11 protein-coding genes, 1 tRNA gene and 1 pseudogene are annotated in these 18704 nt (G+C 65.3%); 5 read left to right on the top strand and 8 right to left on the bottom strand.

From position 1 onward, the window contains the following. Positions 1 to 15 precede the first annotated feature (15 nt). Entirely contained in the window at positions 16 to 2775 is a 2760-nt protein-coding gene (gene secA / locus VWN43_RS05095) for a preprotein translocase subunit SecA (protein WP_320180408.1), read from the top strand. 24 nt (positions 2776 to 2799) lie between these two features. Here the strand turns inward: secA and VWN43_RS05100 are convergent, their stop codons facing one another. After that, positions 2800 to 3417, bottom strand: coding sequence for a GNAT family N-acetyltransferase (locus tag VWN43_RS05100; protein WP_320180407.1), 618 nt, complete (start codon positions 3415 to 3417; stop codon positions 2800 to 2802). A gap of 63 nt (positions 3418 to 3480) precedes the next feature. Between VWN43_RS05100 and VWN43_RS05105 the strand changes: the two genes are divergently transcribed. Next, the gene (locus VWN43_RS05105) at positions 3481 to 4221 is read left to right on the top strand and encodes a sulfite exporter TauE/SafE family protein (RefSeq protein ID WP_330768285.1); all 741 of its coding nucleotides are present in this window, start codon (positions 3481 to 3483) and stop codon (positions 4219 to 4221) included. A gap of 6 nt (positions 4222 to 4227) precedes the next feature. On the opposite strand, the gene VWN43_RS05110 is transcribed toward VWN43_RS05105, so the two are convergent. Continuing rightward, positions 4228 to 4302 (bottom strand) — tRNA-Asn (locus VWN43_RS05110). A 97-nt stretch (positions 4303 to 4399) separates the two neighbouring features. Beyond that, entirely contained in the window at positions 4400 to 5182 is a 783-nt protein-coding gene (locus VWN43_RS05115) for an NAD kinase (protein WP_263606639.1), read from the bottom strand. Positions 5183 to 5314: 132 nt separating this feature from the next. On the opposite strand from VWN43_RS05115, the gene VWN43_RS05120 reads away from it, so the two are divergent. Next, entirely contained in the window at positions 5315 to 6631 is a 1317-nt protein-coding gene (locus VWN43_RS05120) for a bifunctional diguanylate cyclase/phosphodiesterase (protein ID WP_320180405.1), read from the top strand. 6 nt (positions 6632 to 6637) lie between these two features. Here VWN43_RS05120 and mfd read toward each other — a convergent pair whose 3' ends face one another. Both mfd and VWN43_RS05130 read right to left on the bottom strand, forming a co-directional pair. After that, positions 6638 to 10144, bottom strand: a complete 3507-nt coding sequence (gene mfd, locus VWN43_RS05125; RefSeq protein WP_320180404.1) for a transcription-repair coupling factor — start codon at positions 10142 to 10144, stop codon at positions 6638 to 6640. 116 nt (positions 10145 to 10260) lie between these two features. Further along, a complete protein-coding gene (locus VWN43_RS05130) occupies positions 10261 to 10539 on the bottom strand; it encodes an FAD assembly factor SdhE (protein WP_320180403.1) in 279 nt (92 codons plus the stop codon). Positions 10540 to 10689: 150 nt separating this feature from the next. Here VWN43_RS05130 and recG point away from each other — a divergent pair. Further along, positions 10690 to 12752: pseudogene (recG, locus tag VWN43_RS05135) on the top strand (ATP-dependent DNA helicase RecG). 27 nt (positions 12753 to 12779) lie between these two features. Here the strand turns inward: recG and VWN43_RS05140 are convergent. The 3 genes from VWN43_RS05140 to acs all read right to left on the bottom strand — a co-directional run bounded on the left by VWN43_RS05140 (position 12780) and on the right by acs (position 16549). Beyond that, positions 12780 to 13253, bottom strand: a complete 474-nt coding sequence (locus tag VWN43_RS05140; RefSeq protein ID WP_320180401.1) for a low molecular weight protein-tyrosine-phosphatase — start codon at positions 13251 to 13253, stop codon at positions 12780 to 12782. Positions 13254 to 13292: 39 nt separating this feature from the next. Further along, positions 13293 to 14492, bottom strand: coding sequence for a GGDEF domain-containing protein (locus VWN43_RS05145; RefSeq protein WP_320180400.1), 1200 nt, complete (start codon positions 14490 to 14492; stop codon positions 13293 to 13295). Positions 14493 to 14599: 107 nt separating this feature from the next. Continuing rightward, positions 14600 to 16549, bottom strand: coding sequence for an acetate--CoA ligase (gene acs, locus VWN43_RS05150; protein WP_320180399.1), 1950 nt, complete (start codon positions 16547 to 16549; stop codon positions 14600 to 14602). A 126-nt stretch (positions 16550 to 16675) separates the two neighbouring features. Here acs and VWN43_RS05155 point away from each other — a divergent pair, with 126 nt between their 5' ends. Next, complete coding sequence (locus tag VWN43_RS05155; RefSeq protein WP_320180398.1) at positions 16676 to 18670, top strand: TonB-dependent receptor; 1995 nt, start codon at positions 16676 to 16678, stop codon at positions 18668 to 18670. Positions 18671 to 18704 lie beyond the last annotated feature (34 nt).

An 18704-nucleotide genomic window follows, 5' to 3' on the forward strand; every position in this document is an offset into this window, starting at 1 on the left:
GGCGCCAGGCCCCCTATGTTCAATTCCATCATGAAGACCGTATTCGGTTCGTCCAACGACCGTTATGTCAAATCGATCGGCAAGATCGTCGACCGGATCAACGCGCTCGAACCGCAGCTGCAGGCGCTTTCGGACGCAGAACTGGCGGCGCAGACCGACAAGTTCCGCGCGCAGCTGGCCGATGGCAAGACGCTCGACGACATCCTGCCCGAAGCCTTCGCCACCGTGCGCGAAGCCTCGGTCCGTGTGCTCGGCATGCGCCATTTCGATGTGCAGATGGTCGGCGGTATCGTGCTTCACCGCGGCGAAATCGCCGAGATGCGCACGGGTGAGGGCAAGACGCTGGTGGCCACGCTCGCGACCTATCTCAATGCGATCGAGGGCAAGGGTGTCCATATCGTCACCGTCAACGACTACCTCGCCGCGCGCGATGCCGAATGGATGGGCCGGCTGCACCAGTTCCTCGGCCTGACTGTCGGCGTGATCGTTCCGAACCTTCCGGAGCACCAGCGCCGTGAGGCCTATAACGCGGACATCACCTATTCGACCAATAACGAGCTTGGCTTCGATTACCTGCGCGACAACATGAAGCACGAGCGCGGCCAGATGGTCCAGCGCCCCTTCAATTTCGCTATCGTCGACGAAGTCGATTCGATCCTGATCGACGAGGCCCGTACTCCGCTGATCATCTCCGGCCCGACCGAGGACAAGTCCGATCTCTACACCTCGATCGACGAGGTGGTGAAGGAGTTCCCCGAGGACTGGTACGAGAAGGACGAAAAGCAGCGCAGCATCCAGCTGACCGAAGAAGGCACCGAAGCGGTCGAACAGCTGCTGATAGAAAAAGGCCTGCTCGAAACCGACAATCTTTACGATGTCGAGAACACGCAGGTGGTCCACCATCTCGACCAGGCGCTGCGCGCGGTGCACATGTTCAAGCGCGATACCGATTACATCGTGAAGGACGACAAGGTCGTCATTATCGACGAATTTACCGGCCGCATGATGGATGGTCGCCGCTGGTCGAACGGGCTGCACCAGGCAGTCGAGGCCAAGGAAGGCGTCAAGATCGAACCCGAGAACCAGACGCTCGCCTCGATCACCTTCCAGAACTATTTCCGCATGTATCCCAAGCTGTCGGGCATGACCGGCACCGCGGCCACCGAAGCGGCCGAATTCTGGGACATCTACAAGATGAACGTGGTCGAGATCCCGACCAATGTCCCCGTTTCGCGCATCGACGAGGATGACGAGTTCTACAAGAACACGCAGGACAAGTTCAAAGCCATCGCTAAGGCGATCGCCGAGAAGAACGCCATTGGCCAGCCGGTGCTGGTCGGCACGGTGTCGATCGAGAAATCGGAAATGCTCAGCGAATTCCTCCGGCAGGAAGGCGTCGAGCACGAGGTTCTCAACGCGCGCCAGCACGAACGCGAGGCGCATATCGTGGCGCAGGCGGGGCGTATCGGCGCGGTGACCATCGCTACCAACATGGCCGGCCGCGGGACCGACATCCAGCTGGGCGGCAATGTCGATTTCCGGATCGGCGACGAGCTCTCCGAGCTTGAGGACGGGGCCAAGAAGGACCTCGAAATCGCTCGCATCACCGCCGAGGTCGCGGCCGAGCGACAAAAGGTGCTCGAGGCCGGGGGCCTGTTCGTGCTCGGCACCGAACGCCATGAAAGCCGCCGTATCGACAACCAGTTGCGCGGCCGTTCGGGCCGCCAAGGCGATCCCGGCCTCAGCCGATTCTACCTGTGTCTGGAAGACGATTTGCTGCGCATTTTCGGACCCGACACGCTGTTCTCCAAGATGCTCAACTCGAATCTCGAGGATGGCGAGGCGATCGGCTCGAAATGGCTCTCTAAGGCGATCGAGACCGCGCAGAAGAAGGTCGAGGCGCGCAATTACGAAATCCGTAAGCAGGTCGTCCAATACGACGATGTGATGAACGACCAGCGCAAGGTCATCTACGAACAGCGCGCGGAGATCATGGACAGCGAGGCGGTCGACGATGTGGTGGTCGACATGCGTCACGATGCGATCAATTCGATCGTCTCGGAAGCCTGCCCGCCGGGTTCCTATCCCGAGCAGTGGGATATCGAGGCGCTCAAGACGCGCATTGCCGAAGTGCTGACGATCGAACCGCCGATCGAGCACTGGATCGAGGAAGACCAGGTCGAACCCGAAATCATCGAGGAACGGCTGGCCAGCGAAATCGATACGATCATGGACAATAAGATCGCTGCGGCCGATCCCGCGCTGTGGCGGCGGATCGAAAAGAGCGTGCTGCTGCAGGAACTCGACGGGCAGTGGAAGGACCACCTCGCCACGCTCGACGCGCTGCGCCAGGTGGTCGGCCTGCGCGCGCATGCGCAGAAGCAGCCGCTCAACGAATACAAGCAGGAAGCCTTCAGCCTGTTCGAAACCATGCTCGACAAGCTGCGCGAGACGGTGACCAACAAGCTCATCCGGCTCGAACTGGTCGAACCTGCGCCGTTGCCGCAGGTCGATCTGCCCGACTTGCCCGACTTCCTTACCGGTCACATCGACCCGCTGACCGGGCTCGACAATTCCAACGACGGCGATGGCTCGGCCGGACGCGCGGCGCTGTTCGGTGCACTGGCGGGCAGTTCGCGCGCTGCGGTCGGGCCGGGCGGTTCGGTGAGCGAGAACCCCTATGCGGGCATGGACATCAGCCGCAACGCGCCGTGCCCGTGCGGTTCGGGCAACAAGTACAAGCATTGCCACGGCGCCATCAGCGCCAATGCGTGATGCCCGGTCGGGGCAGCTCTGCCGCTAGGTGCGGCGGGGCTGCCTGACCATCGGTACCAGTGGCGGGCTGCCGGGTTCCGGATGGATCGGGACGCCAAAGGGCTCGAAGCCGCAGGACGTATAGAAGCCGGTGTTCGCCGGGTTCGAATTCTCGAGATAGGCGGGCAGCTGCATCCGGTCGCAGGCATCGAGCACCGGCCGGATCAGCTTGCGCCCCAGTCCCTTGCCCTGCGCCGCCGGACGCAGGCCGATACTGAACAGATAGGCGTGATCGAAGGCGGGATGGCACTGCGCCATTGCATCGCCGGTACGGATCCCGCGCGCCACCGCTCCCGGTCCGCAGCGAAACAGCGTGGGGAGGGCGAAAGCGGCATAATCCCGCAGCGAAAAGCTCGCCTCGCCGCCGGGCAACATCCACATGCACGCGCCCTCGTCGCCCAGCGAATAGCTATAGCCGCGCGGGACGTAGATGCGCCGCGCCTGCAGGTGGAACAGGTTGCGGATCCCGGCGAACTTGCCGAACAGCCAGAGGTTGAAAGGATCGTTGCGGAAGGCCTCGGCGGTGATGTCGCCGATCCTGCGGGCATCGCCAGGCCCGGCGCGGACAAGCGCCTCGCCAAGTTCGATGTTACCTGCCTGCATTATCCCTCGTCCTCCCGTGCCGCGACGCTAGCGCGCTGCGCGGTGGCGGTCTAGGCGAGCGCCATGGCCTCCCTCGTCGTCGCATTTTTCGTGGCAGCTTTGCTCTATGCCAGCGTCGGGTTCGGTGGCGGGTCGACCTACACCGCGCTGCTGGCGCTCGCCGAGATCGACTATCGCCTGCTTCCGCTGCTGTCGCTGGCGTGCAATATCGTGGTGGTGGCGGGCAGTTCGCTGCGCTTTGCCCGCGCCAAGGTAACGCCGTGGCGAAATGCGTTGCTGCTGACGGGGGTCGCGGCGCCCGCCGCCTTGCTCGGCGGCCTCACCCCGATCGACGAGACGACATTCCTCACCATTCTCGGGGCCAGCCTCGTCCTGACCGCGCTGACGCTCCTGCTGCGACCGCGCGATACGGCGACGGGAGCGCCGCCGCGGTTCGCGCGGCTGATGCCGGTGCTGGCGGTGCCCCTCGGCTATCTCGCGGGTCTGGTCGGCATTGGCGGGGGGATATTCCTCGCCCCGTTCCTGCACCTGACGCGCTGGGACAGCGCGCGCGCAATTGCCGCGACTGCGAGCCTGTTCATCCTCGTCAATTCGCTGTTCGGTCTGGCGGGGCAATTGCTCAAGGGCGGCACGGGACGCCTCGGTGCCGCGATCGATTTCGGCCTGCCGCTGCTGGTCGCGGTCGCGATCGGCGGGCAGATCGGCAGCCTGCTGGCGCTCAAATACCTGCCGCAACGCTGGATCCGCTACGGCACAGCCGCGCTCACCGCCTGGGTGGGCGGGCGCTTGCTGCTGAATGTATGAGAAAAGTGGCTCCCCGAGTTGGATTCGAACCAACGACCAAGTGATTAACAGTCACCTACTCTACCGCTGAGCTATCGGGGAGCAGCCCGCTGGGCAGGGGTGCGCCTATATGGGCGGTCATACGGTTTGGCAAGCGGGCAAATGGCAAAAATTGTGCGCCGCGGTTCCGCTGTGCCGCTCAGACCACGAACTGCTCGGCGACGATGCGCTCGTCGAGCGCGTGGCCGGGGTCGAACAGCAACGTCAATTCGCTGTCGCGGGCGATTTCGAGGTTCACTTCCGCCACATCGCGCAGTTCGCGCTGGTCGGCCACGACCGAGACCGGGCGTTTCTCCTGCTCGAGCACGCGCAGCGTGATGCGGCTGCGGTCGGGCAGGATCGCGCCGTGCCAGCGGCGCGGGCGGAAGGGGCTGATCGGGGTGAGCGCGAGCAGGTTCGAATCGAGCGGCAGGATCGGGCCGTCGGCCGAGAGGTTGTAGGCGGTCGATCCTGCGGGGGTGGCGAGCAACACGCCATCGCAGACCAGCTCGGGGATCCGCACCTTGTCGTCGACGGTCACTTCGAGCTTGGCGGTCTGGCGCGTCTCACGCAGCAGGCTGACCTCGTTGATCGCGCAGAAGGTGTGCTGCGCGCCAGCCTGCGTGGTCGCTTCCATCCGCAACGGGGCGATATGGTGGCGCTTGGCCCGCCCGATCCGCTTGAGCAGCGTTTCGGGGTTGCGGTTGCGGTTCATCAGGAAGCCGACCGTGCCGAGGTTGAGCCCGTAGGCGGGAATGATCCGGCCGCTGTCGAGCATGGCATGCAGCGTCTGGAGCATGAAACCATCGCCGCCGAGCACGACCACCGCATCGGCTTCTTCGAGCGGCACCCAGTCGGCGACCGCGCGGAATTCCTTGTCGGCGGCTTCCTGCGCACGCGGGGCGTCGGACACGAGCAAGGCCAGTCGGCTGAATTCGGACATGGGTCCCCTCGCATCCTCCCGTGCCGGGACGAGCTCGCCGGGCACGCGGGTTTCCTATGGTCGCGCGTCCCATTTGGCAACACACTGCAAAAACTGATACCGCTTAGCCCCGGGCCTCATAAGGACTGTCACATGGCCAGCATACCCAGCGACACAACCGGCGACACGCGCGATGCGCTAACCGGCCTGGCGGACCAGTCCCAGGCGCGCGAGACGATCGAGCGCTGGCTGGCTGAATGGCCCCGCGACACGATCGCCTGCCCCATGCACGCGATGATGATCACGCTCGGGCGGATCGATACGGTGAATGTCGCCTTCGGGGAATCGGCGGGCGACGGGGCGCTGGTCGAAGTGGCGCAGCGCATCCGGCATTTCGCGGGCGACGAACTCGAAAGCAGCAGCGCCTGGACCGCGGCGCGCCTTGGCGGGGGCAATTTCCTCCTCGTTGCGCGGCAGGAATGCAGCCGCGAACGCTGGCAGTGGCTGGCCGAGGCGCTGGCCGATGCCATCGGCATGCCGATCGCCAATCCCGAGGGCGGAGCGAGCCTGCGGCTGTGGCCGCGCATCGCCCTGATGCGCGTGACCCAGAACGACGATCCCGACAGCGTGCTCGATCGCCTGTCGGAAGTCGCCGCCCGCATGCGCGACAGCGCGCGGCGGCGGATCGACTGGTCGACGGGCGATGTCGCGCGCTCGGGCCGCTCGAACCAGCAGCTCGAAGCGGATCTGCTCGCGGCAATCGACCGCAACGAGATCGAGATCCTCTTCCAACCGCAATACGCGCTCGACGACGACCGGTTGATCGGGGCCGAGGCGCTGGCCCGCTGGGACCATCCGGTGATCGGCCGCATTGGCGGCGGGACGCTGTTCCAGGTTGCCGAGCGGGCCGACCATGTGGCGCACCTGTCACGCCATATCGTGATGCGCGCGCTGGAAAAGGCGCTGCACTGGCCCGAGCACCTGCAGCTGTCGCTCAACATCACCCCACAAGATCTGGCGGCAGAGAATTTCGCCATCGATTTTGCACAGATGGCGGAAAAGACGGGCTTCCCGCTCGAGCGGATCACGCTGGAAATTGTCGAGCAGGTGCTGCTCGCCGATCTCGACCGTGTCTGCCGCGTGCTCGAACAGTTGAAACTGTTCGGCATCTGCATCGCGCTGGACGATTTCGGCGCAGGCTTCTGCAACTTCCGCTATCTCAAGGTCCTGCCAATCGACTCTCTCAAGCTCGATCGCTCGATGCTCGACGGCGTGTTGGACGACGAGCGCGACCGGGCGGTGATCCGCGCGATCATAGCGATGGCCGAGGCGCTCGACCTGCAGGTGCTGGTCGAGGGAGTCGAGACCGAGGAGCAGCGCGAATTCGTCCGCAAGGAAGGGTGTAAATATTACCAGGGGTTCCTGCGCGCCAAGCCGATGAGCGCAAGCGCGTTCCTCAGCCTGACCTGACGGAACCTAGGCCCCCGCGTTCTCGCGCTTGCGCGATTTCCTGACGATACCCGACAGCCCCTTGGTCAGCTGGATCAAGCCGTTGAGGCGGCTTTCGGGCGAACCCCATGCGCGGCTGATGACCAGCTTCATGTCGGGGCGCAGCTTGGCGGTGCCCTTCAGCCGGTCGACATAGGCGAGCAGCCCCACCGGATCGGGGAAATCGTCCTGGTGGAAGGTCACCAGCGTACCCTGCGCCCCGACATCGATCTTGGCGATATTGGCCTCGATCGCCTGGTGCTTGATCTCGATCAGCTTGACGAGATTGGCGGTGGCAGCGGGTAGATCGCCGAAGCGGTCGATCATCTCGGCGGCCAGCGCATCGATCTCGGGCTTGTCCTGCGCATCGTTGAGGCGGCGGTAAAGAGCCATGCGCACCGCGAGGTCGGGGACGTAGTTCTCGGGGATCATAATCGGCGCATCGACGGTGATCTGCGGGCTGACGCGTTCGGGCTTGGCTTCCAGCCCCAGTTCGCCCGCCTTGGCTGCAAGGATCGCATCCTCCAGCATCGATTGGTAGAGTTCGAACCCGACCTCGCGGATGTGGCCCGATTGTTCGTCGCCAAGCAGATTGCCCGCACCGCGAATGTCGAGATCGTGACTGGCAAGCTGGAAGCCTGCGCCGAGACTGTCGAGATCGCCCAGCACCTTGAGGCGCTTTTCCGCCACTTCGGACAATTGCGTGTCGGTGGCGTAGGTGAGATAGGCATAGGCGCGCAGCTTCGAACGGCCCACGCGTCCGCGCAGCTGGTAGAGCTGGGCGAGGCCGAAAATATCGGCGCGGTGGATGATGATCGTGTTCGCGCTGGGCAAGTCGAGCCCACTTTCGACAATGGTAGTCGCCAGCAGCACTTCGTATTTGCCCTCGTAGAAGGCGCTCATCCGCTCCTCGATCTCGCCTGCACCCATCTGGCCATGCGCGGCGACGAATTTGACCTCGGGCACGTGCTCGTGGAGCCAGTCGGAAATGGCTTCCATGTCGGAAATCCGGGGCACGACGATGAAGCTTTGCCCGCCGCGGTGATGTTCGCGCAGCAGGGCTTCGCGCATCACCATGTCGTCCCACTCCATCACATAGGTACGCACCGCGAGGCGGTCGACCGGCGGGGTCTGGATGGTCGACAGCTCTCGCAGCCCGGTCATCGCCATTTGCAGCGTACGCGGGATCGGCGTGGCGGTGAGCGTGAGCATATGCACGTCGGCGCGCAATTGCTTGAGCTTTTCCTTATGCGTGACGCCGAAGCGCTGTTCCTCGTCGACGATGACCAGTCCGAGGTTCTTGAAGTTGGTCTGCTTCGACAGGATCGCATGCGTGCCGACGACGATATCGACCTGCCCATCGGCCAGCCCCGCGCGCGTTTCCTTCACCTCGCGCGCCGGGACGAGCCGCGACAGGCGGCCGACCTTGAGCGGGAAGCCGTTGAAGCGCGCAGCGAAATTCTCGAAATGCTGGCGCGCGAGCAGGGTGGTCGGCGCGACCACCGCGACCTGCTGGCCGTTCATTGCCGCGACGAAGGCGGCGCGCAGTGCGACCTCGGTCTTGCCGAACCCGACATCGCCGCAGACCAGCCGGTCCATCGGCTTGCCACTTTCGAGGTCGCCAAGGACATCCTCGATCGCGCGTTCCTGGTCGTCGGTTTCTTCCCACGGGAAGCGGTCGAGGAACTGGTTGTAGGGGCCGTCCTCCACCTCCAGCACGGGGGCTTTCTTCAGTGCACGCTGAGCGGCGACCTGCATCAGTTCGCCGGCAATCTCGAGGATCCGCTCCTTCAGCCGCGCGCGGCGTTTCTGCCATGCTTCGCCGCCGAGCCGGTCGAGCTGCACCGCCTCTTCGGACGAGCCATAGCGGCTGAGGACGTCGATATTCTCGACCGGGATGAACAGCTTGTCGCCGCCCTTGTATTCGAGCTGGACGCAATCGTGCTTGGACTTGCCCACCGCGATCGGTTCGAGACCGAGATATTTGCCGATTCCGTGTTCGGTGTGGACGATCAGATCGCCTACGCTGAGCGCCTGCAATTCGGCGAGGAAGGCGTCGGCATCCTTGCGCTTCTTCTTGCGCCGCACCAGCCGGTCGCCAAGGATGTCCTGCTCGGTCAGCAGTTCGAGCTCGTCATTGGCGAAGCTGGCTTCGATGGGCAGGATCATCGCCGTGGGCCTGGGTACGCCCGATCCCTTCGCAGCCGAGAGGCCCAGCGCTTCCTGCCAGGTGTCGGCCATCTGTACCGGCGTACCTGCTTCCTCCAGGATCGAGGCGATGCGCGCGCGGCTACCCTTGGAATAGGCGGCGAGCAGCGGACGCTTGCCCGCTTTCGCCAGCGCTTTGAGGTGGTCGGCCAGCACGGGATAGACATTGTCCCCGCGGGCACGTTCGGGCGCGAAGTCGCGGCCCGAGCGGAAGCCGAAATTCACCACCTTGGCGCTTTCGGGTTCATCGAAAGGCGTCGCGCGGTGGGCGGGGGCGGCAGCAAGGCCGGCCTTGAATTCGCCCGCAGTGAGATAGAGCGCATCGGGCTTCAGGGGCCGGTAATTGCCCTTGGCCTGTCCAGTGATGGCGGTGCGCTGGTCGTAATAATCGCCGATATCCTTCACGCGCTCGTCCGCAGCGGCCAGCGCCGCCTGGTCGATCACGATGAGGTCGTCCTTGCCGAGATGGTCGAACAGCGTGGCCAGCTTGTCCTCGAACAAGGGCAGCCAGTGCTCCATCCCCGCCAGCCTACGCCCCTCGCTGATGGCTTCGTAAAGCGGGTCCTGCGTGGCATTGGCGCCGAACATCTCGCGGTAGCGGCTGCGGAACCGCTTGATGCTGTCATCGTCGAGCAGCGCTTCGCTGGCGGGCAGCAACAGGTGCGACTGGAGCCGCCCGGTGCTCATCTGCGTATTGGGATCGAAGGTGCGCAGGCTCTCCAATTCGTCGCCGAAGAAGTCGAGCCGCAGCGCCTCTTCCATACCGCTCGGGAAAATGTCGACGATCGAACCGCGGACGGCATATTCGCCCTTGTCGATCACCGTGTCCGCACGGCTGTAGCCCTGCCGCTGGAGCAACGCGGCGAGGCTCTCGCGCCCGATCTCGGTCCCCACCTTGAACTCGCGCACGCTTTCGCGGATGCGGAACGGGGTGAGCACGCGCTGGAGAACGGCGTTGGCGGTGGTAACGATCAGCTGCGCCTTGGCCTTGCCCGTCTGCAGCCGGTGAAGCGCGGCCAGCCGGCGTGCGCTGATCGACAGCGCCGGGCTGGCGCGGTCGTAGGGCAGCGAATCCCACGCGGGAAATTCGATCACGTCGAGTTCGGGGGCGAAGAACGCCGCCGCCTCGACGATCCCGCGCATCGCTGCATCGTCGGGTGCGATGAACACCGCGCGCCCCGTGCTGGCGCGGGCCAGATCGGCCAGGACCAGCGGCTGCGCGCCCCGTGCCACCTGCGCCAGCGTGAGCGGTTCGCGGGCGTTCAGGATATTGGAAAGATCGGACATCGTGTTCCTAGCGTTCGAAGGGGCCGCGCGTTCCGCACACGCAAGAATGCCCCCTGCCCGGACGGGAAGGGGGTGCGCGGTGTGCGAATAGGGAGATAGGGGCTGTGGCTAGCCCGTCAACGCGGAATATCGACGTAGTCGAGTTCCTGCATCGCCATCATCAGCGGCCCCTGGAAGGGCGGCGGGGTGGGCTGGGTCTTGAGCGCCCATGCCATGACATCGACATCGTCCTGTTCGAGCAGTGCCTCGAACCAGGCGAGTTCCCCCTCGTCCCAGCTTTCATGATAGCGGTCGAAGAAGCCGCCGATCATGTAATCGGCTTCGCGCGTGCCGCGATGCCAGGCGCGGAACCTGGCGCGTTGCTTGCGGCCTTCAAATGTCAGGGCTTGGACCATGGTGGGTCCACTAGCGCCAAACTTTCGCCTCGTCATCCCTGCGTAGGCAGGGATCCAGCGAACATCAGGCCCGAGCGATATCGACAGCTTATCGGGGGGCCCGCCCACACGGGGGTGACGGGCCGTTTTGCCTTGGGCTAGGAAGCGGCGATGCGCCCCGATATCCTCAACCCGCTGTTCGCCGAAAGCGAGACGCTCGACGGCGTGGGTCCCAAGCTGAAGAAGCCGCTCGACAAGCTCGGCCTGACGCGGGTGCGCGACCTCGATTACCATCTTCCGGAACGCTTCGTGACGCGCCGCGCAGTGGAGAATGTGGACGAGGCGGGCGAGGGCGAGCAGATCGTCGTCAAGCTGACCGTGACCGAGCATCGCGGCGGCCGGTCGCCGCGCGCGCCCTATCGCGTGCTGGCGCAGGATGCGGTCGGCAATGTGCTCGCGCTGACCTATTTCGGCCGCGCTTCCTACACCGCGAAGAAGCAGCTTCCCGAGGGCGAAACACGCTGGGTGGCGGGCAAGCTCGAACGCTTTGGCGACATGCTCCAGATCGTCCACCCCGACCATGTGGTCGAAGAGGGCGGCGAGACGCTGCAGCGATTGTGCGAGCCGGTCTACCGCCTGTCCGAAGGGCTGACGCAGCCAAAGCTGGCGGGGCTGGTCGATCAGGCGCTCGCGCGATCCCCCGAACTGCCCGAATGGATCGAGCCGTCGCAAGTGGACCAGGAAGGCTGGCCCAGCTGGCGCGATGCGCTGATGCTGGCGCACAAGGGCGAGAATGCGACGGCGCGCGACCGGCTGGCCTATGACGAATTGCTCGCCAACAGCCTTGCGCTGATGCTGGTCCGCGCAGACAATCGCAAGCGCAAGGGCCAGCAATTGCAGGGTGACGGCAGCTATCGCGCCAAGCTTGACCTGCCGTTTCCGCTGACCGGCGCGCAGAAGCGCTCGATTGCCGAGATCGAAGGTGACCTCGCGCAGGAAGCGCCGATGCTGCGGCTGCTGCAGGGCGATGTCGGGGCGGGCAAGACCGTCGTCGCTCTCGAAGCAATGCTGATCGCGGTCGAGGCGGGGGCGCAGGCGGCGCTTCTCGCGCCGACCGAGATCCTTGCGCGCCAGCACTACGAGAGCCTGCGCCGCCTGGCCGAACCCACCGGTGCGCGCGTCGCGCTGCTGACGGGGCGCGACAAGGGCCGCGCGCGCGAAGCGACGCTGATGGGGCTGCTCGATGGCAGTATCGACCTGGTGGTCGGCACCCATGCGATTTTCCAGGACAAGGTCGCCTATCGCAATCTGGCGATGGTGGTGATCGACGAGCAGCACCGCTTCGGGGTCGGCCAGCGGTTGATGCTCGCCAGCAAGGGCAAGCGCGCGCCGCATGTGCTCGCCATGACCGCGACGCCGATCCCGCGCACGCTGACGCTGGCGCAATATGGCGAGCTCGACGTCAGCCAGCTCGACGAATTGCCGCCCGGCCGGCAGGCGATCGACACGGTGGTGATGGGGCAGGACAAATTGCCCGCGTTGATCGAGCGGCTGGCCGCGCAGATCGCCGGGGGGCGGCAGGCCTATTGGGTCTGCCCGATGGTGCGCGAGATGGACGGGCCCGAGGATATCGCTGCTGCCGAAGCGCGCTATGCCATGCTGAAGGAGCGGTTCGGCGACGATGTGGTGATGGTCCACGGCCAGCTTGCCCCCGAACTCAAGGATGCCGCGATGGAACGCTTTGCGCGCGGCGATGCCAAGCTGCTGGTCGCGACCACCGTGATCGAAGTCGGGGTGGATGTCCCCAATGCCACGCTGATGGTGATCGAACAGGCCGAACGGTTCGGGCTGGCCCAATTGCACCAGCTGCGCGGGCGCGTGGGCCGCGGTAGCGAGAAGTCCTTTGCGTGCTGCTGCATGGCGAAACGCTGTCGGAAACCGCGCAGGAACGGCTCAAGCTGATGCGCCAGACGCAGGATGGCTTCCTGCTGGCCGAGGAGGATCTGCGCCTTCGCGGCGGCGGCGAATTGCTCGGTACGCGGCAATCGGGCGACAGCGCGTTCAACGTTGCCACGCTGGAGCAGATCACCGCCTTATTGCCCAAGGCGCATGACGATGCGCGGTTGTTGATCGAGCGCGACGGCGGTCTCGAAGGCAAGCGCGGCGAAGCGGCGCGCGTGCTGCTCTATCTGTTCGAGCGCGATTTCGGGGTGAAGACGCTACGCGGCGGCTAGCGGCTGCGCGCCTGCACTGCCGCAGGGTCAGGATGTTTGGTCGAGCAGCACCGCAAGCAGCGCGCGGGCACCGGCATCCACCTCAGCCCAGGTCGCAGTGAACCCGTCGGCTTCGCCATACCACGGATCGGCTACTTCGCGGCCCTCCTGGCCCGGCACGATATCCAGCAGCATCGCGACCTTGGCCTTGCCGTCACCCGGATCGACTTGCGCGATATTGGTCATGTTCGACCGGTCCATGCCGAGGATATGATCGAACACATGGAAATCCTGCGCGTGTAGCTGCCGCCCGCGATAGCCGGTGATATCGATGCCGCGCCGCTGCGCTTCGGCAATGCTGCGCGGGTCGGGTGGCTCGCCGACATGGTAATCGGCGGTTCCGGCGCTATCGACCTCGACCTCGAGCCCGGCTTCGCGCGCCGCCTCGCGAAAGGCCGCTTCGGCGAGCGGGGAACGGCAGATATTGCCGAGGCAGACGAACAGGATACGCGGTGTTGCCATGCGGCCCACCTAATCCGGCGATGCCGGAATGTGCAACCTTCAGGCGGCGAGCCGAACCTGGTTGCGCCCGCCGGTCTTCGCTTCATAGAGCGCGGCGTCGGCGCAGATCATCAGATTGTCGCTATCTTCGCCCGGTTGAAACTCGGCAATCCCGATGCTGGCGGTGACGGGGATGATCGCATCGCCATGGACGATGGGCGCCCCGGCGATCGCTTCGCGCAGCCGTTCGCAGGCGAACCGTGCGGTTTCGATGTCGGCGCGGGGGAGCAGCACGGCAAATTCCTCGCCGCCGATCCGTCCGACCAGATCGCGCTCGCGCAGCGCCCTGGATGCGCGTGCACCGACTTCCTTGATCACCGCATCGCCCGCCGGATGGCCGAACAGATCGTTGACCCGCTTGAAGTGGTCTATGTCGAAAATGGCGAGGCTGAGCTTGCGGTCGCGGTCCACTTCGGCCCGGGCCATCGATCGGGTCAGCGCTTTCATGAAAGCGCGCCGGTTGGGCAGCCCGGTCAGCGGATCGGTCAGCGCGAACTGTTCGAGCTCGCGCCGCACTGCATGTTCGCGCGCCAGCGCCTTGCGGACATAGACCGTCGCGAGGATCGACAGCCACAGCAGCAGCAGGCCGATACCCGCGAGCATATATTGGTAGCGTTCGTTGGCGATTGCCCGGCTCTGTGCAATCGCCGTGCGCGTGGCGAGTGCGGCGCGCTCGGTGCCCTCGATCTCGTCGAGTGTGCGTATGATCGCTTCGATTGCGTCGCGGTCGCTGCCGCTGCGCATGGTCCGCAGCGCATCGGCCTGGCGTCCGTCGGCGGCGCTGGCGATCATTGATCCGATGACGGTGTCGAGATGGGCGAGATCGGTCTTCAGCGCCCTGATGCGGGGGGCCTGGTCGGTATCGTCTGCCAGCAAGCCCGACAGCCGGTCATAGGCGGCGCTGGCACTACGCTTGCCCTCGGTATGGGGGGTCAGGAAGATGCGCTTGCCGGTGAGCAGATATCCGCGTCCGCCGCGGATCTGCTGCAGTGCGGCAGTGCGCAATTGATCGGTTTCGAGCAGGACTTCGAGCGTGTAATCCTGACGGGCCTCGGCCGCCGCGCGCTCGATCGAGGATTGCCATGCGCTCCAGCTGGTGCCGGCAAGCAGCAGCGCGAGGATAATGACGCAGGCGATCAGGAAATAGCCACGCCAATCGGATCCACGCGACCGCGTGGCGATTTGTTTCACCACCCACATTGCGCACGGTCCACATTCATATGAGGCTTATGCAGAAGCCCGGTTAATCACCCGATAACGATAATACGGGCGGTTCCCGCATATCGCTCGATTGGCTGGCGGCAGACCTAGCGGTTCTTGCGTCCCTCGATCAACGCATCGACGACGCTCGGATCGGCAAGCGTCGATGTGTCGCCCAGCGCAGCGAATTCGTTTTCCGCGATCTTGCGCAGGATACGCCGCATGATCTTGCCGCTGCGTGTCTTTGGCAGTGCGGGGGTGAAATGCAGGTGATCGGGCGTGGCTATCGGGCCGATCTCCTTCCGCACATGCGCGCGTAGCGCTCCGGTCAGATCGTCATCCGCAACCTCGCCCGCATTGAGCGTGACGTAGCAATAGATGCCCTGACCCTTGATATCGTGCGGGAAGCCGACGACTGCGGCTTCGGACACCTGCGGGTGCAGCACCAGCGCGCTTTCGACCTCGGCGGTCCCCATGCGGTGGCCCGACACATTGATCACATCGTCGACCCGGCCGGTAATCCAGTAATAGCCGTCGCGGTCGCGGCGGCAGCCGTCGCCGGTGAAATACTTGCCCGAATAGGTGCTGAAATAGGTCTGCACGAAGCGCGCGTGATCGCCATAGACCGTGCGCGCCTGGCCGGGCCAGCTGCGGGTGATGCACAGATTGCCCGAGGCAGCACCGTCGAGCACCTCGCCCTCATTGTCGACCAGCTGCGGACAAACGCCGAAGAACGGTCGGCCCGCGCTGCCCGGCTTCATATCATGCGCGCCGGGCAGGGTGGTGATCATCACGCCCCCCGTTTCGGTCTGCCACCAGGTATCGATGACCGGTAACTCACCCTTGCCGACGGTGTCGTGATACCAGCGCCAGGCCTCCGGATTGATCGGTTCGCCGACGCTGCCCAGCAGGCGCAGTGCGGACAGATCGTGTTTCACCACATGGCTCTCGCCCTCGCGCATGAGTGCGCGGATCGCGGTGGGCGCGGTGTAGAAGATATTGACCTTGTGCTTCTCGCAGACCGCCCAGAACCGGTCGTGATCGGGATAATTGGGCACGCCCTCGAACATCAGCGCGGTGGCCCCGTTCAACAGCGGGCCATAGACGATATAGCTGTGCCCGGTGACCCAGCCGATATCGGCCGTGCACCAGAAGACCTCGCCCTCGCGGTAGTCGAAGACATAGCGGAAGGTCGTCTCGGTCCACACCGCATAGCCGCCCGTGGTGTGCAACACGCCCTTGGGGCTGCCGGTCGAACCCGAAGTGTAAAGGATGAACAGCGGGTCCTCGGCATTCATCGGTTCGCACGGGCAATCGCTCGCCACATCCGCCGAAAGCTCGTGATACCAATGGTCGCGGCCCGGGGTCATCGACACGTCGCCGCCGGTGTGGCGCACGACCAGCACCGCCTTGGCGGGGACCTTGTCCAACGCGGCATCGACATTGGCTTTCAGCGGGATACGCTTGCCGCCGCGCAGACCTTCATCGGCGGTGACGATCCAGTCGCTCTCGCAATCCTCGACCCGGCCGGCGATCGCCTCGGGGCTGAAGCCGCCGAAAATCACCGAATGGATTGCACCGATCCGCGCGCAGGCCAGCATGGCAAAGGCGCCTTCGGGCACCATCGGCATATAGATCGTCACCCGGTCGCCTTTGGCGACGCCCATCGCCTTGAGCGTATTGGCCATACGGATGACTTCGGCCTGCAGTTCGGCATAGGTGATCCGGCGGACCTCGCCTGCGGGATCGTCGGGCTCGAAGATCAGCGCCAGCCGCTCGCCATGGCCGGCCGCGACATGGCGGTCGACAGCGTTGTGGCAGATGTTGAGCGCGCCATCCTCGAACCATTTGATCGACACCGGATCATAGGACCAGTTGGCCACTGTCCTGGGCGGCGTGATCCAGTCGAGCCGCTGGGCCTGCCCGGCCCAGAAGGCATCGCTGTCCTCGATGCTGCGGGCGTAGAGCGCCTGGTATTCCTCGAGCGGGCAATTTGTCCCTTCGGTCGCTGCCGCGGGCCGTTTTACCCATTGCGAACGCGCATCTGCGTCGGTCATCCCGATTGTCTCCTCTTCCAAGACCATCTCTAGGCAATCGCCGCGCGGCTGCAACGGTTAGCTTGCTCTCGCCTTCGCGCGGATCACCGGTTAGGGCACGCGGCGATGCCTATTCTGAGATATCTGATGTCCGGTACAGCCCTCGCGCTGGCCCTTGTCGAACCCGCGGCCGCGCAAGACGCAGATGGGGACGAGGTGATCGTCGTCACCGGTGCGGGTCTCGATGCGACCCCCGCCGCACCCGCCTACGATACGCAGGTGATCGACCGCGACCAGCTGGTCGCGGTTCCTTCGGGGCGGATCGAGGATGCGCTGTCCGCGGTCGCCGGGTTCCAGCAATTCCGCCGGTCGGACAGCCGTTCGGCCAATGCCTCGGCGCAAGGGGCGACGTTGCGCGCGCTGGGCGGTAACGCCACCAGCCGGGCACTGGTGCTGCTCGACGGCGTGCCGATGAGCGATCCCTTCTTCGGTTATATCCCGTTCAGCGCGATCGCGCCCGAGCGGCTTGCGCAGATCCGCGTTACGCGGGGCGGCGGATCGGGTCCGTTCGGCGCAGGCGCGCTCGCGGGTACGATCGAGCTGGAAAGCGCCGGGATCGACGCGCTGGATGGCTTCGCCGGACAGGCGCTCGTCAACGACCGCGGCGAAACCGAACTGTCGGGCAGCGCGGGCGCCAGTCTGGGGAGCGGCTTCGTGGTTGCTTCGGGCCGCTGGGACCGCGGGAAGGGCTTCTTCACCACGCCCGAAGCCGATCGCGCCCCGCTCAGCGCGCGCGCCGCATTCGACGGCTGGTCCGCGCAGATCCGCGGGGTCGCGCCCCTATCGCAGGATATCGAACTGCAGGTTCGCGGGCTGGCCTATCGCGATGAACGCACGCTGCGGTTCGACGGCGCGGACAGCAGCATCGAGGGGCAGGACGCCAGCCTGCGCCTGGTCGGGCGCGGTGCGTGGGAATTCGACGCCATCGGCTATGTGCAGGCGCGCAACTTCACCAACATCGTGGTCAGCTCGACCCGCTTCGTGCCCGTGCTCGACCAGCGCAACACGCCGGCGACGGGGCTGGGCGGAAAGTTCGAGATCCGGCCGCCGGTGGGCGGGGCACATGTCTTGCGGCTGGGCGTCGACTATCGACGTGCGGACGGCGAATTGTTCGAAACCGCGATCAGTGCCTTTTCTGGCGCGGTCACCGCGCGCCGCAATGCGGGGGGGACCAATACCGATCTGGGCGTGTTTGCCGAGGACGACTGGACGCTGGGCGCGCTGGTGCTGACCGCGGGGGCGCGGCTCGACCGCTGGACCATCCGCGATGGCTTCTACCGCGAGAACGACGGCGCCGGAGCGCCGGTATTGGCGACCACCTATGGTGACCGTGCGGGGTGGGATGCCTCCTTCCGCGGCGGTCTGCTCTTCCGCGCAAGCGATAGGGTGGCGCTGCGCGCCGCAGCCTATTCGGGCCTGCGCCTGCCGACACTGAACGAGCTCTACCGGCCCTTCGTGGTTTTCCCCGTGGTGACCCAGGCCAATGCGGCGCTCGAGAACGAACGGCTCGAAGGCTTCGAACTGGGCGTGGATGTGACTCCGGCGCCGGGGGTGGGCCTGTCGCTGACCGCGTTCGACAACCGCGTGAAGAATGCGGTCGCCAATGTCACGCTCGACACCAATTTGCGCCAGCGCCGCAACATCGATGCGGTGCATGCGCGGGGGATTGAGGCATCTATTTCCGCGACCCTGGGCGAGGTGTCGTTCGATGCCTCGGCAGCATGGACCGATGCCGAAGCGCAGGGTTCGGGCTTCGCCGCGGCGCTCGATGGCAATCGCCCCTCGCAGACCCCGCGGTTCGTCGCCGGCGCGACGCTGGCCTGGCGCCCGGCGGAAAACTGGCTGCTGTCGACCACGCTGCGCCATGTCGGCGCACAATTCGAAGACGATCTGGAAACCGACCTTTTGCCCGCGGCCACCACGCTCGATGCCTTCGTCCAAGTGCCGCTGACCGACACTATCGCGCTGGTCCTGCGCGGCGAGAACCTCACCGACGAGACCATTGTCACGCGTAACCAGGGCGGATCGATCGACTTCGGCGTCCCGCGCACGGTCTGGGCCGGCGTAGAAGTGGGGCTTTAGCCGCGGCCCGATCCATTGGGGGCAGGGTAGGCGG

This window comes from Qipengyuania sp. HL-TH1, assembly GCF_036365825.1.
Taxonomy (GTDB): domain Bacteria; phylum Pseudomonadota; class Alphaproteobacteria; order Sphingomonadales; family Sphingomonadaceae; genus Qipengyuania; species Qipengyuania profunda.

Excerpts from the sequence above, each read along its gene's own strand:
- secA (WP_320180408.1), top strand. The coding sequence starts at position 16 with ATGTTCAATTCCATCATGAAGACCGTATTCGGTTCGTCCAACGACCGT.
- VWN43_RS05100 (WP_320180407.1), bottom strand. The coding sequence starts at position 3,417 with ATGCAGGCAGGTAACATCGAACTTGGCGAGGCGCTTGTCCGCGCCGGG.
- VWN43_RS05105 (WP_330768285.1), top strand. The coding sequence starts at position 3,481 with ATGGCCTCCCTCGTCGTCGCATTTTTCGTGGCAGCTTTGCTCTATGCC.
- VWN43_RS05115 (WP_263606639.1), bottom strand. The coding sequence starts at position 5,182 with ATGTCCGAATTCAGCCGACTGGCCTTGCTCGTGTCCGACGCCCCGCGT.
- VWN43_RS05120 (WP_320180405.1), top strand. The coding sequence starts at position 5,315 with ATGGCCAGCATACCCAGCGACACAACCGGCGACACGCGCGATGCGCTA.
- mfd (WP_320180404.1), bottom strand. The coding sequence starts at position 10,144 with ATGTCCGATCTTTCCAATATCCTGAACGCCCGCGAACCGCTCACGCTG.
- VWN43_RS05130 (WP_320180403.1), bottom strand. The coding sequence starts at position 10,539 with ATGGTCCAAGCCCTGACATTTGAAGGCCGCAAGCAACGCGCCAGGTTC.
- VWN43_RS05140 (WP_320180401.1), bottom strand. The coding sequence starts at position 13,253 with ATGGCAACACCGCGTATCCTGTTCGTCTGCCTCGGCAATATCTGCCGT.
- VWN43_RS05145 (WP_320180400.1), bottom strand. The coding sequence starts at position 14,492 with ATGTGGGTGGTGAAACAAATCGCCACGCGGTCGCGTGGATCCGATTGG.
- acs (WP_320180399.1), bottom strand. The coding sequence starts at position 16,549 with ATGACCGACGCAGATGCGCGTTCGCAATGGGTAAAACGGCCCGCGGCA.
- VWN43_RS05155 (WP_320180398.1), top strand. The coding sequence starts at position 16,676 with ATGTCCGGTACAGCCCTCGCGCTGGCCCTTGTCGAACCCGCGGCCGCG.